General features: G+C 48.3%; 8 protein-coding genes and 2 pseudogenes. 6 read left to right on the forward strand and 4 right to left on the reverse strand.

From position 1 onward, the window contains the following. Nucleotides 1-858: pseudogene (locus tag R6U67_RS10010) on the forward strand (hypothetical protein); the annotation flags it as partial. 34 nt (nt 859-892) lie between these two features. On the opposite strand, the gene prfC reads toward R6U67_RS10010, so the two are convergent. Then, a complete protein-coding gene (gene prfC / locus R6U67_RS10015; protein WP_410252406.1) occupies nt 893-2,521 on the reverse strand; it encodes a peptide chain release factor 3 in 1,629 nt (542 codons plus the stop codon). 137 nt (nt 2,522-2,658) lie between these two features. Here prfC and R6U67_RS10020 point away from each other — a divergent pair, with 137 nt between their 5' ends. From R6U67_RS10020 to R6U67_RS10040, 5 genes and pseudogenes are all read left to right on the forward strand, one after another. Further along, complete coding sequence (locus R6U67_RS10020) at nt 2,659-3,288, forward strand: HAD-IB family phosphatase (RefSeq protein WP_410252407.1); 630 nt, start codon at nt 2,659-2,661, stop codon at nt 3,286-3,288. 409 nt (nt 3,289-3,697) lie between these two features. Next, nucleotides 3,698-7,102: a PAS domain S-box protein gene (locus R6U67_RS10025; protein WP_410252408.1), complete on the forward strand. Its 3,405-nt coding sequence runs from the start codon at nt 3,698-3,700 to the stop codon at nt 7,100-7,102. A 64-nt stretch (nt 7,103-7,166) separates the two neighbouring features. Further along, nucleotides 7,167-8,669: pseudogene (locus R6U67_RS10030) on the forward strand (PAS domain S-box protein); the annotation flags it as partial. Between the two features lie 90 nt (nt 8,670-8,759). After that, nucleotides 8,760-10,133, forward strand: coding sequence for an ATP-binding protein (locus tag R6U67_RS10035; protein WP_410252413.1), 1,374 nt, complete (start codon nt 8,760-8,762; stop codon nt 10,131-10,133). A gap of 133 nt (nt 10,134-10,266) precedes the next feature. Continuing rightward, nucleotides 10,267-11,175 carry a tRNA (5-methylaminomethyl-2-thiouridine)(34)-methyltransferase MnmD gene (locus tag R6U67_RS10040; protein ID WP_410252409.1) on the forward strand — a complete coding sequence of 303 codons (909 nt, stop codon included), beginning with the start codon at nt 10,267-10,269 and terminating at the stop codon, nt 11,173-11,175. A gap of 431 nt (nt 11,176-11,606) precedes the next feature. Here R6U67_RS10040 and R6U67_RS10045 read toward each other — a convergent pair whose 3' ends face one another. The 3 genes from R6U67_RS10045 to R6U67_RS10055 form a co-directional block, all read right to left on the reverse strand. Beyond that, nucleotides 11,607-12,257, reverse strand: coding sequence for a GNAT family N-acetyltransferase (locus tag R6U67_RS10045; RefSeq protein WP_410252410.1), 651 nt, complete (start codon nt 12,255-12,257; stop codon nt 11,607-11,609). Then, nucleotides 12,250-14,109 (reverse strand): tetratricopeptide repeat protein, encoded by a 1,860-nt coding sequence (locus R6U67_RS10050; protein ID WP_410252411.1) that lies wholly within the window; start codon nt 14,107-14,109, stop codon nt 12,250-12,252. Before R6U67_RS10050 ends, R6U67_RS10045 begins: the two co-directional genes overlap by 8 nt. Nucleotides 14,110-14,215: 106 nt before the next feature. Then, complete coding sequence (locus tag R6U67_RS10055) at nt 14,216-15,472, reverse strand: RNA-guided endonuclease InsQ/TnpB family protein (protein WP_410252412.1); 1,257 nt, start codon at nt 15,470-15,472, stop codon at nt 14,216-14,218. Between the last annotated feature and the right edge of the window lie 2 nt (nt 15,473-15,474).

A 15,474-nucleotide genomic window follows, 5' to 3' on the forward strand; every position in this document is an offset into this window, starting at 1 on the left:
CCGCCTTTCTTGGCTTGTCGGGAGTTTTTGGGGGGATTTTTGTATGAGTATCAGGATGTAAATCATCGTCACCCTTACGGACAGATTCTGATTTTGCTGATTTTTTCAGAGGAGAGTAAAGAGAAACTCAATGCTGTTCAATGGTCGTTACCGGAGTTATTTTGTTATGAACGCAAGATTTGCCAAAATTATCTCGACAGTCGCCAGGAATATGAAAAGGCGAATCAGGAGATTGACACCATTGAGGCCACCATTCGTACTTTTCCCCCGAATATTGCCACCACTATCCCTCCAGATTTGTCGGAGACGGAGTTACAGGTCTTAAAACAGGATATCAAGAATTTGTTGGATTTATCGTTGCGCTATTCGCAGCAAATGCGGAGTTTAGCAACCTTCGAGAATACGATCGCCATTAACCGGCAAAATTATCTCGATATTTTAACACGAATGGAGGTCAAAAGTCAAGCTGATTTAACCGAATGGCGACATCAGGCTAAGCAAATGTTTGGTATATTTCAGGGACAAATTAACGCCAATTTTGTGTATCTTCAGCAAGGGGAACGGCTGTTAGATACGGCAATTAGTACAATTCGGGGATTAGTCGAAATTGACCAAGCGGAGCGCGATCGCAGCCTAGAACGACAAATCCAAACTGTTGGCGTAGGAATTGCCGCCGGGGCGATCGTTGCCTCAACCTCTCCCTTAATCTTTGAAGAACCAATGACCCTTCCCTGGCAAACCCAGCGGGGGGAGACTTGGCATCCCTTTGCCATCGCCGTCTTGCTGAGTATAGCTTCAGCGGTGCTAGCCTGGTGGGCCGCTCAAGGGTTAATCTGGCTCTGTCGGCATCGACGCTAGCCGGCCTAGGCGATCGCTCCTAAACCCCGTTCCATCAGCGTTCAATCGGCTCTTTCCCCGACACCACCGGGGCGATATTACTCAACTGTAACTTAGGATGATCCGCCTGAACCTGGGCCACATTCCACTCATTGCGGAACAACAACACCGGACGCTCCCAACTGTCCTTCACCGCCGCCGTATTAAAAATGCGGCCAGCCTCCTCCAGGGCCTCCCAACCTCCCTGAACCCAACGGGCCACCGTAAAGGGTAACAGTTCCAAACGAGTATCCACCCCATACTCAGTTTCCATGCGGAATTGAACCACCTCAAATTGCAGTTGGCCCACCGCCGCCAGGATGGGATCTCGTTTCGACTCATCCACCGAATACATAATTTGCACGGCCCCCTCTTCCCGCAGTTCCGCTACCCCTTTACGGAATTGCTTAAACTTCGACGGGTTCACATTCCGCAGATACGCAAAAATTTCTGGAGAAAAACAGGGAATCCCCTCATATTCCAATTTTTTGCCATTATAAATCGTGTCACCAATGGCAAACATTCCCGGATTATTGAGGCCAATCACATCCCCAGGATAAGCCGTATCAAGGGATTCTCGCCCTTGAGCAAAAAGTTTTTGGGGACGAGACAAACGCACGGTTTTTCCGGTTCGCGCGTGTTGCACGGTCATGTCTTTCTCGAATTTACCACTACAGACGCGCACAAAGGCCACGCGATCGCGGTGTTTGGGGTCCATATTGGCCTGCAACTTAAAGACAAACCCCGTAAACTCAGGATAAGTGGGGTCAATATCGTCTCGGGTACTGTGGCGAGGATAGGGTTTCAAGGAATAGTCCACAAAAGCATCCAAGAACAGCTGCACCCCGAAATTGGTCATCGCACTGCCAAAAAAGACCGGGGTCAGTTGTCCGCTGTGAATCGCCTCTAAATCAAACTCGGTTCCCAGTTCATCGAGGATTTCAATTTCATCTTTGAGTTGATGATAGAGTTCCGGTTCAATTAAGTCCGCTAAACGGGGATCTCCGAGTTCAAAAATCGTATCTTCGGCGGCTTTGGTTCCGTGAGCAGTGCGTTTGAAAAGGTGAACTTTGCCTTGGCGGCGATCATACACCCCAGTGAAGCGATCGCCGCTGCCAATCGGCCACGTCACCGGATACGTCGCTAACCCCAACTCCTGTTCAATCTCATCGAGGAGTTCGAGAGGATCGCGACTGGGACGATCCATTTTATTGATAAAAGTAAAAATCGGCAGCGATCGCATCCGACAGACTTCAAACAGCTTGCGAGTCTGGGGTTCCAACCCCTTAGCCGCATCTTCCAACATCACCGCATTATCAGCCGCCGTCAGAGTGCGATAAGTATCTTCGCCAAAGTCTTGGTGTCCAGGAGTATCAAGGAGATTAATATGATGATCTTTGTAGAGAAACTGCAACACCGTTGAAGTAATCGAAATTCCCCGCTGTTGTTCCATAGCCATCCAGTCGGACGTGGCGTGACGCTGCGATCGCCGCGACTTCACGGCCCCCGCTTCATGAATCGCCCCCCCATATAGCAACACCTTCTCGGTGAGCGTGGTTTTCCCGGCATCGGGGTGGGAGATAATTGCAAAGGTGCGTCGATTGTCGATCGCCTCTTGCAGTTCGGTTCGCAGGTCGTCGCTCATGAATGGCTCTAGGAAGGGAAAACACAGATGAATCTGTTGTACAGTTGCCTTAAACTGACCGGGCAACAACCCCCTCAGTTTAACAAACTCTCGCCCCCTCTTGCCTGTTGCCTCTTGCACGCATGCCTTCTTCCCCCATGTCTCCAATTATCTTTTGCGATTTCGACGGAACCATCACCCTCGAAGATACCTTTATCTCTACCGTTGAACGATTTGCCCCAGACGTGGCCCGCCGCGTTCTGCCGCAAATTTATGACCTCAGCCTCAGTCTACAAGAGGGAGTCCATCAGATGCTTGAAGCCATTCCCTCCGCCGATTACCCAGAAATTCTCAAGCTGGCCGCTACCTATCAAATTCGCCCAGGATTTGTAGAACTGCTCGATTTTCTCGATGAACGAGATGTTCCCTTAGTGGTGGTGTCGGGAGGGATTCAAGGGGTGGTTGAAGCGGTGTTGGGAGAGTTACGCCAGCGGGTGCAGGGAATCCATGCGGTGCAACTGCAAACCCACGGAACCTACTGTTCTCCTGACTCGGAGTTCGAGGGAGCGGGAGAAATGGTCAATAAACTGGCTGTGATTGAGCATTACGGAGAACCCGATTGGATTCTCATTGGGGATTCCGTTACCGATCTCAAAGCGGCTCTGGCGGCCCCTCGGGTCTTTGCTCGCGATCGCCTCTGTGGTTATCTTACACAACGGGGTGTAACCTACGAACCCTTTGAAACCTTTACCCAGGTTCGCGATCGCCTTGCACAACTTTGGACGTAACACCTTGACGATGTTCCAACTCTCCCCAGAGAGCCATCTTTTAGGTAACAAGAGCCAATCCCATCCCTAAGTCACAATCGACTGTGCCGCATCCCCGTCAATTCGTACCAAAGCGGCAAGCCTCCCGCCTCCACACTGTGAATTTATTGTGAAGAACCCTGAAAATCCGGGGCAAAATCCCGTAAAAACTCGGGACATTTGGCAGCTTTGTGAAGTTCTCTTAATAAATCAACAAGCAGACCCCGATCCCCCGGATCACTTAACATCGAGTTACGAAAACGGCGATCGCCAAATCCCTATGATATAGTCGAAACGCAAGCCCTTTTGCTGTTGACATATGCCCGGAGCGTTTTCCCAAAATCCTTCCTTTGATGGTTCAGGAGGGAAGCCATTTACCGTCAAGTCCTTCATGCCACCCCGATCCGAGTGGCGTGGTCTTCTTGAGGTGACCTTAGATGCCATGGTGATTTTAGACTCCGACGGTAGCTTTCTCGATGTGAATGAAGCGGCTTGCGAGTTATTCTGCTGTTCTCGTGCTGAGTTACTCAACTCATCGATCAATCGTGTCACTGAACCAGGATTTGACTTCGCAGAATGTCAACAAAAATTAGAGGATCAAGGCAGAATTCGCGGTTCATTCTGCATCATTTGTCAGGAACGCGAGATTCGGGAAGTGGACTATGCCATCACCTATCAAGCCACCGGTTCTTATCACGTCTTAGCACTGCGAGATGTCACTCAGACCAAACAGGCTCAAAAAACGGTTAAACAGCTTCAAAAGAAACTCCAAGATCACGATCAACGGCATCGCCAAGAATTAACGTCCCTCCAATCTCAACTCAAGGCGACGCAACAACTCCTCTCGCGATTAACAATAGAACAGGTCGAGGCCAGTGTCCCCTCAGAGCAAAATTGTCTAAAACAGATTTCTCGCCACATCCCTGGAATTATCTATCAGTTTCGGATGCGTCCCGATGGAAGCTATCATTTTCCCTATGCCAGTGAAGGTATACGAGAGATTTACGGCGTCAGTCCCGAAGCGGTCAGAGAGGATGCTGGCGTTATTTTTGACATCATTCACCCCGATGATGTTGCGGGGATGGAGCAGTCAATTCACAGCTCTCGGGAGCAAGGGATTCCCTGGTATTATGAATATCGCATCATTAAGAATAAAGGTGATATCGTCTGGTTGCTCGGTCATGCGACTCCTAAAGATCTCCCCGATGGAAGTACCATTTGGTACGGCTATATTCGTGACATTACCCGACAGAAAGACCTCGAATCTCATCAACGTCGGTTGTTGGCGATTTTAGAAAGTACCTCCGATTTCATCGGAACTGCTGACGCCGCCGGGAACATTCTTTATCTCAATCGCACCTGGCAAAACTTTTATAATGATTTAGGCAAAATCCCAAAACGGTTAGAGGATAGCTGTCCCGCCTGGGTATTGGAGCTAATTTTCAAAGAAGGATTACCTGACGCGCATCGGCTAGGGATTTGGCACGGCCAAACCGCTCTCCTAACCCCAACTGGGGAAGAAATCCCTGTAGAACAGGTGATTATGCACCATACGTCGGAGTCGGAAAACGAAGAATACTTCTCAACGATTATCCGGGATATTCGCGATCGCCAGGCCAAAGAACGACAACTACAACAGCTCACGCAACAACTTAAAGAAGCTCAAGCTCTCGGCCATGTGGGGAATTGGTCATTTGATATTGCTAAACAAGATATTACTTGGTCTGACGAGGTATTTCGCATCTTTGGGATGCACCCCAGTCAAGGAGAACCCACCTTTGAGGAACATGTGCAACAGTTCCATCCCGATGATATTCCCCGCTTCCTTAAATACACCAACGACGCGAAAACTGGAATCCCCCAAGACTTTGACATTCGTATTGTCCGTCCGAATGGAGAGATCGCCTATATCAATACTCGGGTTCAGGTTGAATTAGAGAACAATCATCCCGTTAAACTCTTTGGCGTTGTGATTGATATTACGCAGCGAAAAAAAATTGAAGAAGAATTACGAGACGAAGAAGCACAAACTCGAGCCTTGCTCAATGCTATCCCTGATATGATGTTTCGCTATAACCGAGAGGCGGTCTTTCTCGACTATAAACCCTCCCGAGATGTAGCCGCATTTGAAGATCCTCAAAACTTCGTGGGTAAAAACATCGCAGATATTTTTCCCGAAGCCTTTGCTACCGTGGTCAAAGGTATCATTGATGAAACCTTCAAGAGCGGAGAGCCACAGATCTTTGAGTATAAATTGCCCGTTCCAGGAATGGATCAACATTTTGAGTCCCGCTTTGTCAAAGCAACGGATACAGAAGTCTTATCGTTGATTCGAGATATCAGCGATCGCAAACGAGCCGAACGAGAACGCCAAGAACTTCTGGTTCGCACCCAAATTTTAAATTCAATCAGCCTCAAGATTCGTGATTCTTTAGACTTAGACCGGATTATCGAGAGTACTGTTGCCGCTATTTTTGATGAATTAGAAGTCGGTTTTTGCTGTTTTGGTTTATCTAAAAAAGAAAATAATAAAGATTATTTTTATGTTTTAAATGAGCGAAAAGACGAGGATGTACCGAGCTTTTTAGGTCGGTACAGCTTAGAGGATTTCCCCAAAATTTACGCCGCGTTAATGGAAAAGCGTCCCTATCTAATCAACTCCATTCAAACCTGCGATGATGTATCAGTGAAGTCCTTATTTCAAAATTCCCCGCTCCAGTCCTACTGCGCCATTCCAATTTCGATCAGTGGGGGACGACTCGGAGGCTTTCATTTAGGCTATACTCGTGAAACCCAGGAATGGGAGGATGACGATATTTGGCTATTACAAGAAATTGCCAATCAAGTGGCGATCGCCATCCAACAAGCCGATCTCTACCGTGAGGCTCAAAGTAAAAGCGAAGAACTCAGTCAAGCCTACCGCCAACTACAAGACACCCAAATTCAGTTACTGCAAGCCGAAAAAATGTCCAGCTTAGGACAATTAGTCGGAGGAATTGCCCATGAAATCAACAATCCGGTCAGTTTCATTTATGGCAACCTAGACTATGCTGCCGAGTATTCCCAAGGCTTAATTGAACTCTGTCAACGCTACAGTCAAGCCTATCCTAATCCTCCCGAGGAGATTAGCAATTACCGCGAAGCCATTGACTTAGAATTTATCATTGATGATTTCCCTAAAATTATCACCTCCATGAAATATGGTGCAACGCGAATCCGTGATATTGTCAAATCCCTACGCACCTTTTCCCGTCTCGATGAATCAAGTCTCAAAGATGTAGAACTGCATGAAAATCTCGATAGCACCCTCGTGTTACTGCGGAATCGCTTACATCAGGACAATTCCCCGCAAAAAATCCAGGTCATCAAACACTATGGCAACTTACCTAAAGTGTCCTGTTATAGCGGCTTACTGAATCAGGTGTTTATGAATCTACTCATGAATGCCATTGATGCGATCGAAGTGAAACGCAAAAACCTAGATTCAGATCAACTAGAACAGTACCAAGGTCAAGTCACCTTAACCACCCGTCTCGCCTCTGCCAATACCATTACCATTACCATTGCTGACAACGGCTGTGGCATGAGTGCCAGCACCCAAGAAAAAATCTTCAATCCTTTTTTTACCACTAAACCCGTTGGAACTGGAACCGGCATGGGATTACCCACCAGCTATCAAATTATCACCCAATCTCATCAGGGAAAACTCAAATGTCAATCGACCCTCGGGGAAGGGACTCAATTCATAATTGAGTTACCCTTAAACATTCAGTTAAAGCGGCATCCGCAAGGATAGATAAACCGCCAACCGTCATGTTAAAATGATCAGCTAACCGTCAATCTCGTCAAGATAACGTCATATGTCGGGTAACGTCCAAGAGAACTGTCCTCCAGACAAAGATCGCCCTAGGAATGACCGAGACGTTGAGACGAGTCGCCTCGACCTCGCTCACCTGCGATCGCTGTTTGAGGCCGCTCCCGATGCGATGGTGGTTCTCGACGACCAGGGATGCTATATCGAGGCCAACGCCGCCGCCTGTGAGCTTTTTGGACTGCCGCGATCGCAACTCTTGCAAACCTGCATCGCCGACTTTGCCGAACCCGGATTCAATTTTCAGCAAGCCTGGGACTATCTCCTCAGCCAAGGAACCGCGCGGGGAGAATTTCGCCTCGTCCGTCCCGATGGTGAAATTCGTCCCGTTGACTACGCCGCCACCGCTCATGTCACCCCGCATCATCATCTTTCCGTATTACGACCCATCTTAGCCCATCGTCCTCAAAAACGTAGCTCACCGGCTCGACAAAAGCATCTCGTTGATATCATTGAGCGCACCTCCGATCTCATTGGAACAGCCGATGCAGATGGCAATATTTTCTATGTCAATCAATCCTGGCAACGCTATTTTAATGACGAAACCTTAAACAGCGACCATATCTCTAATTTTCATCCTCCCTGGGCCTTAGAACGGCTCCTCAACCAAGGGATTCCCGAAGCCAAACGTTCAGGAATTTGGCGTGGAGAAACGGCAATTCTCAGCAACGGTCAAGAAATCCCCGTTGAGCAGTTAGTCATATACCATCCAGGAGACCCCGGAGAACAGCCATTTTTCTCAACGATTCTGCGGGATATTCGCGATCGCAAAGCCGACGAACAAGAACGACGACAACTGACTCAGGAACTGCAAAAAGCCCAAGCGATTGGTCATATTGGCAGTTGGTCTTTAGATATTGCCACAGACACCGTCATCTGGTCAGACGAGATGTTTCATATCTTCGGACTTCATCCCGAACAAGGAGAACCCAGTTTTACTGAGCTAACTCGTATCATTCATCCTCAAGATCGCGCCCAATTTTGTGCCAAAATCGCCCTAGCACGCAACCAGGGAAAAGCCCAACATTTTGACCATCGCCTGCTCCAAGCTAATGGAGAAATTGGCTATGTCAGCAGTCGAGTCGAAGTGGAGATCTCTCAGGGACGCATTGTGCGACTTTTCGGAACTGTTTTGGATATTTCCGATCGCAAAGCCGCCGAAGTCGAACTGGAGCGCTTCTTTAACATTTCCCTCGACTTACTCTGTATCGCCGATTTCACAGGAAAATTTCGCCGAGTCAACCCCAGTTGGCAACGAGTTCTCGGCTATGATCTTGAGGAACTTGAACGGCTTAACATTCTTGATCTTGTCCATCCCGATGATATCAGAATCACCATCGAAACGATGGCTCGCCTGGCCGCTCATGAGCCGATTTCTAAGTTTGTCAATCGCTATCGAACCCGAGCCGGGGACTATCGTTACATTGAATGGTTGGCCGCTCCTGAAGAGGACTTAATCTACGCCGCTGCGCGAGATATTACAGAACGCCAAGCCGCAGCCACCGAAGTTCAAGAGTTATTGCGGCGCACCCAAATTTTAAGTTCTATCACTCAATCTATTCGGAATTCTTTAGACTTAGAAGTGATTGTCCAGAATGCTGTGACAGCTATCTTTACCGACGTTGATGTCGATATTTGTACCTTTGGTTGGTGTTATCAGGCGAGTCATCCAGAGACCTCAGAGCCGGTCATTGAACAACAGATTTTAGTTCAGGAGAAAGTTCCCGAAGTTAAAGATTGGCTTGGTACCCATTTTTTGCCCGGATTTAACAGTGTCTATCAGCATATCATTGCCAATGAACCCTATTATTTAACCTCCGTTGAAGAGTGTCAAGATGAAGGCTTAAAAGCCATCTGTCGTGAAAGTGGAATTAATAGCTATTGTTGCCTACCAATTTGTAGTATTAATGGCTATTGGGGCATTTTTGAACTGGCACGCATCAGTCATGAAGCACAGTGGGATGAGGACGAAATGGAGTTACTCAATGAAATTAGTGACCAAATTGCCATCGCCATCCAGCAAGCAGAACTCTATCAAGAAGCCAAAGCCAAACGGGAAGCACTCAGCCATGCTTATCGCCAGTTACAAGAAACTCAGGTTCAGTTAGTGCAAGCTGAGAAAATGTCGAGTTTAGGACAACTGGTGGCCGGAATTGCCCATGAAATTAACAATCCCGTAAACTTTATTTACGGCAACTTGCAATATACCGCCGAATATGCAGACAGCCTCCTGAAATTAGTGCAAGCCTATCAACAGGAATATCCTACCCCATCCGAGGCGATCGCCAAACTGATCGAAGATATCGAACTCGACTTTGTCAAAGACGACTTTAACCAACTCATCACCTCCATGCGGAATGGAGCCACACGCATCCGAGATATTGTCAAATCCTTGCGAACCTTCTCCCGACTCGACGAAGCCGAACTCAAAGCCGTAGACTTACATGAAAACATCGATAGTACCCTAGTGATTTTGCAAAATCGCCTGAAAGGCCGTCGCGATGAACCCGATATTGAAATCATTAAACACTATGCAGCCTTACCGCCAATTGAATGTTACAGTGGCTTACTCAATCAAGTTTTTATGAATCTGTTAGTCAATGCCATTGATGCTATTCAACAGCGGCGAGAGAGGCTACCCTGGGAGCAACAATCCGACTATGTTGGTTGCATCACCATTACAACCGCACCCATCACCTCAACCCAGGTCAGAATCTCCATTCATGATAATGGAATTGGCATGACTCGGCAAATCCAAGACCAAATTTTCAACCCCTTCTTTACCACCAAACCCGTAGGAACCGGAACGGGTATGGGACTCCCGACGAGCTATCAGATTATTAGAAAATATCATGACGGCGAACTGACCTGCTCGTCGGTTCCAGACCAAGGAACCGAGTTCACGATTCAGCTCAGATTCAACCCTCAATCCTCAAGAGAAAAACATCGACCGTGACGAGGTTTAATCTCGCTCAAAACTTGGCTGATTATTCTGTATTGTAAAATCCCGACAGTTGTTTAAGCGCAATTTTTAAGTGGTATCATGTAACCGTTCACGCCGATCATTGCCGTTTCATCATTAAGATGTCATGTCTTCCCCCAAATTTCCTCGCGTTCCCCTAGTGCGTACCTTAACCCCACAGGCCACCAACGATGGGTCATTCACCTTTTTCTCTCAGGAATTTGGGGAGTTATTTCATTCCCACCACGGTGCGAAACAAGAAGCCGAACAAAAGTTTGTTCAGCCAACCCATCTTCGGGAACAGGCCCAGCTATCCGGGGTGATTTATTTGCTCGATATCTGCTATGGCTTAGGCTATAATAGTGCCGCTGCGATCGAAGCAATTTGGGATGCAAATCCTAGCTGTCGAATTATCTTAGTGGGATTGGAATTAGATCGCGTCGTTCCTAAAGCCGCCGTACATCACGACTTACTCGATGATTGGTCCAATAATGTTCGTTGGCGTTTAGAAGATCTCTCGCAACAGCATCATTTTGAAGATGCTCGATTACAAGCCGATTTGGTGTTTGGTGATGCGCGATCGCACCTACAAGAAATTCAGCAACAAGGTTTCCAAGCCGACGCCATTTTTCTCGATCCCTTTTCCCCTCCCACCTGTCCAGAATTATGGACCGTTGACTTTCTAAAATGGGTAGGAAATTGTTTATCCCCCAACGGCTACTTAGCCACCTATTCCTGTTCCGCCGCTGTACGAAGTGCCTTACAAGAAGTTGGATTACAGATTGGTTCAACCCATCCCGTCGGCCGTAAAAGTCCCGGAACTGTTGCCACCTGGCGTCGCGATCGCACCTTACCCCCATTATCCCCCCAAGAACAGGAACATTTACAAACCCGAGCCGCCATTCCCTACCGAGATCCCAATCTGAATGATGCCCGCAATCTGATTCAAGAACGCCGCCATCAAGAGCAAACCGAATCAGATTTAGAACCCACCAGTCGCTGGAAAAAACGTTGGCAAGACAGGAATAAGGAATAAGAACATGACCGTCTTCTCCTGTCTTCTCCTGTCTTCTCCTGTCTTCTCCTGTCTTCTCTCTCCTCGTTCCTTGGCTCTGCCAAGGAATGCGTTTTCAGAGGCTCTGCCTCCCAACTCCCAACTAAAGTCAGAACCAAGAAAATATCTTGCAGAAACTCTAGTTATGAACGACAATCAAACCATCACTATTTTGACTATCTATTGCCTAGCAAAAACCATCAAACTGGATAATACCATTTTTCAAAATACTTGCCATACATCTGACACCGAGGAGTGCGAACAGCCATCCCCTCCACGGTCGGGATTAGGGGTGAGTTCCCCGACAGACATCTAGGGCAGGACTTCTGAAAATTAGTATTAAATACGTCATCATTAACATTGAAAACTATTTAGAAAACCAAAACTATTTAAACCCATAACTTGATCCATTCTCAAATCAAATAGACCGTTTCTGGGACATCTTGCAAACAGGTTTGTAACAGTGGATCACTCAGAGGACGATCATACACCTCCTGAAACAACTGACACAACAGTTGACGAACCCGATCGCCGTCCAAACAGGACATTTTATACCCTGGCGCGATCGCCAAACACATTTCCGTCGGCTCTCCCCCCGACAGTGGCGGCAAAATATAGCGTACATCCTGGAGAAACATCGCCCCAAGTCGTTGATAAAACCCATAGCGGCGTCGCGTGATCGGATCGGCTTCAGTGGGGGATTCCACCTCCAACAAGAGGTAGCGATCGCGCTCCTGCAACGCCGCCAGAACTTGCTGAAAAAAGCGACTCCCAATCCCCTGATTCCGAGCCGCTTTCTGGGTCGCAATATATCCCAATAACACCAAATCACTGTCCCGGAGAGTATATAAAATCGCCATAAAAATGACCTCTTCGGTCCGTTGGCCAACCCAAAGTTCATAAATCCCGCGATCAATACGTTCCTCAACCTGAGAACGAGGAATCTGCTCACTCAGGGGAAACGCCTCCTCATAAATCGCCAACGCCGCTGCTGTAGCGGGATCTTGCGACGAGCGAATCTGTTGAAACCTCACGGGTGCGGCGGGATCCGTCATCTCACTCATCCCCCTGCGAACGTTCGGGTTTACCCTCTTTCTCTAGCCGACTAGCCATCTGCGCGCGTCGTTGACGTAACGTTGCATCACCGGGACTGAGTTTTTCGGCGATCGCATAGGAACGTAACGCCTCATGAGTGCGTTTAAGTTTTTCGAGAACCTCACAGCGGCGTAACCAAGCCTCATAATTTCCCGGTTGTAGCTGAATCGTGCGATCGTAAGTCGCCAACGCCTCTCGATAGCGTTGTAAACGAGAGAGAACATTCCCCCGTTTCAACCATAACGGTAGATGATCCACCCATAACGCCAGTGCCAAATCATACACCGACAGGGCCTCCTCATAGCGTTGTAACTTCTCCAAACAGGCCCCTTGCTTCAAACGAGCCGACATTTGCATCGGCTGTACCCCTTGTGCATTGGCGTAAGCGGCGATCGCCTCGCTGGGCCGTTTGAGCAATTCCAACGCCTCCCCCTTCTTAAGCCAGGCCCGATACACCCACATATCCAACGGCGGCCCAATTTGAATCACCTTCTCATAGGCGGCGATCGCATTCTCATAGCGTTTCAAATTAGCCAACACCTCACCACGATAGTACCAAGCCTGAGCATAATGAGGCTCAATCTGAATCGCATTATCAAACGCCACGATCGCATCAGCATCGCGATTGAGATGATAGAGAATCTTACCGCGACCGAGCCAACTCGGAGCAAAATCCGGATCCAAATGCGTCGAATGATCATACGCATTCAACGCTTGAGGATACTGTTGCGTTTCATACAACGCCACCCCCTTCCCATACCAGGCTTGAGCCGACTGAGGCTGTAAACTCAAGGCCCGATCAAAACAGGCGATGGCCGCCTCCCCCCATTGATGTCGCATCGCCATTCCCTTAAGAATCCAGGCCTCAACCTGATTGGGATCTTGTCCCAAGGCCCGATCATAAGCGGCGATCGCCTCCGTATAGCGTTGCAAGGCTTCTAAAATCCGTCCTCGTTGCAGCCAAAACTCCAGTCGTTCCGGTTGCAATTGCAACACCTGTTCGAGCGACAACAAGGCGTTCTCATACTCCTGACTCTGTTCCTGACAGTTCGTGAGTTTCAGCCATAGCGTCCAATCCCCAGGTGCAAAGCGAGTCGCATTGCGGTAGGCGATCGCCGCATCCGAGAACTGACGACGGCCCGCCAATAAATCCCCATAACGATACCAAGCCGGCAGCAAATCCGTCTTACAGCGAGTGGCCCGATCATAGGCCTCGATCGCCCCTTGCAGATTCCCCTGAGCCTCCAGAGCTAACCCCTGATAATACCAAGGTTCATAGCGATCGCCATCGAGTTGACTGGCTCGTTGTAGAGCGGCGATCGCCTCATCATAGCGTTGTTGCTCCAAAAGCAATCGCCCCCGCAGCAACCACACCCAGAGATCATGGCTATTGAGCCGTAACGCCTGATCATAAGCGGCGATGGCTTCAGGGAGGCGATCGAGTTTCGCCAACACCTGTCCGCAACGCACCCAAGCCGGGCGAAACTGAGGATTAACCGCCAATGCTGCCTCATAGCAGGTTAACGCCTGCTCATATTGCTGCGATTGATACCAACGATTTCCCTTCTTATAATCCGGAGAAATCCCAAACCAGCGTGACGATGCACCGACAAACCACTGTTTGAGCCGTTGCGGGAGCGGTGTCTCTGAGACGGGAGCCTCAGCCTCATCTCCAGACGTACTCGTAGAGGGTGCTGGGGGCGCTTTTGGGGGCGGTGGAATCGGCATTTCCGGTGCGTCCGGTCTCTCCGGTGTTGACGGCTCCTGAGACGCATCAGTGGTGCTATTCGCAGACGGATCAAAGTCAGCGGGGTTAGTCATGGGTGAGTCAAAGCAGCGTCTGAGGGCGACAGGACAACAGCAACACTATGCTTGTTGCCAACTCAACCAATTTTGACATACCCCCGCCGTTAATTGCTAAAGCAATTTAACGGGGGATTCTTAGATTCACACCTAAGAGTTTCTGCTTCACAGACTCTTGGCTAGGCATCACTGCCCCCGCCAGACCGTCTCCACAGACATTTTCAAATACGCCATGCCCTGACACGTATGCAACACCACGATTTCTAATCACTTGCGCCGCCGCCACATCTCGGTGGGTTTTATATCCACATTCAGGGCAGTTATGTTCTCTTTCAGAGAGTAACTTCTTACCACTGTGAAACCCACAGTTCGGGCAAATTTGAGACCTGTAGTTTTTATCAACCCTGGCAACAAAAACATCACGCTTCCAAGCTACCCAATTCAGAATGGTGACGAACTGCCCAAAACTGGCATCCAAGGTATGTTTGCCCAACATTCCTTTTGCCCAAGTTATGAAGTTTATGTCTTCAATGAAGATGGCTCCCGCTTGGTCACAAAGATGGTGAGCTAACTTAAAGTGCCAGTCTTTTCTTGTGTCAGAAATGCGTTGGTGTAATCTCGCTATCCTTTGGTTAAGCTTATGGCGATTGTTAGACCCTTTTTGCTTGTTCCTTAATCTACGTTGTAGCAATTTCAGCTTACGGTGTAGTTGGTTCAAGAATCTAGGTCTGGCGACAAGCTCTCCCTCGGATGTTGCTAAAAACTTATCTAGTCCCAAGTCAATGCCCAAGGGATGCCCGTGGAACGGAACATCGGGAACACTGACATCTGATTGCAGAGAAAGCATGACAAAGTAACCGGATGCTTTTCGTACAATTCTTGCCTGCTTAACCTCAAAGCCATCGGGAATGTCTCTGGACTTCCGAAATTTAATCCACCCCAATTGAGGTAGCTTAATTTGATGTCCTTGAAGACAATCCTTGAGCATCTGAGGATAAACATAAGAGCGCAGTCGATATTTATTCTTGAAGCGGGGGAGTCCTTTCTTCTTTGACTGCATATCAACAAAAGCCCTGTCCAACGACCTCAACACTTGCTGTAGGACTTGGGCGTTAACACCTGACAGCCTTTCATCCGTTCTCTTGGCTGCTGTCAAAGCTTTCGCTTGACCATGATAACCCGGATAAGGAGTATCGGCTGGAATAATATATTCTTTTTCCAAAGAGCAAGCGTTAACGGGGGACTTTCGAGAGTTAATCCAATCCTTCCTTTCCCTTAAAGCAAAATTCCAGACCGAACGACAAACACTTAAGGTATTCTCGATGACCTCGGTTTGGCGTTGGTCTGGAATCAGCTTGAATTCGTAAGTTAAGGACAGCATTG

Source organism: Sodalinema sp., from assembly GCF_046483825.1.
Taxonomy (GTDB): Bacteria; Cyanobacteriota; Cyanobacteriia; order Cyanobacteriales; family Geitlerinemataceae; genus Sodalinema.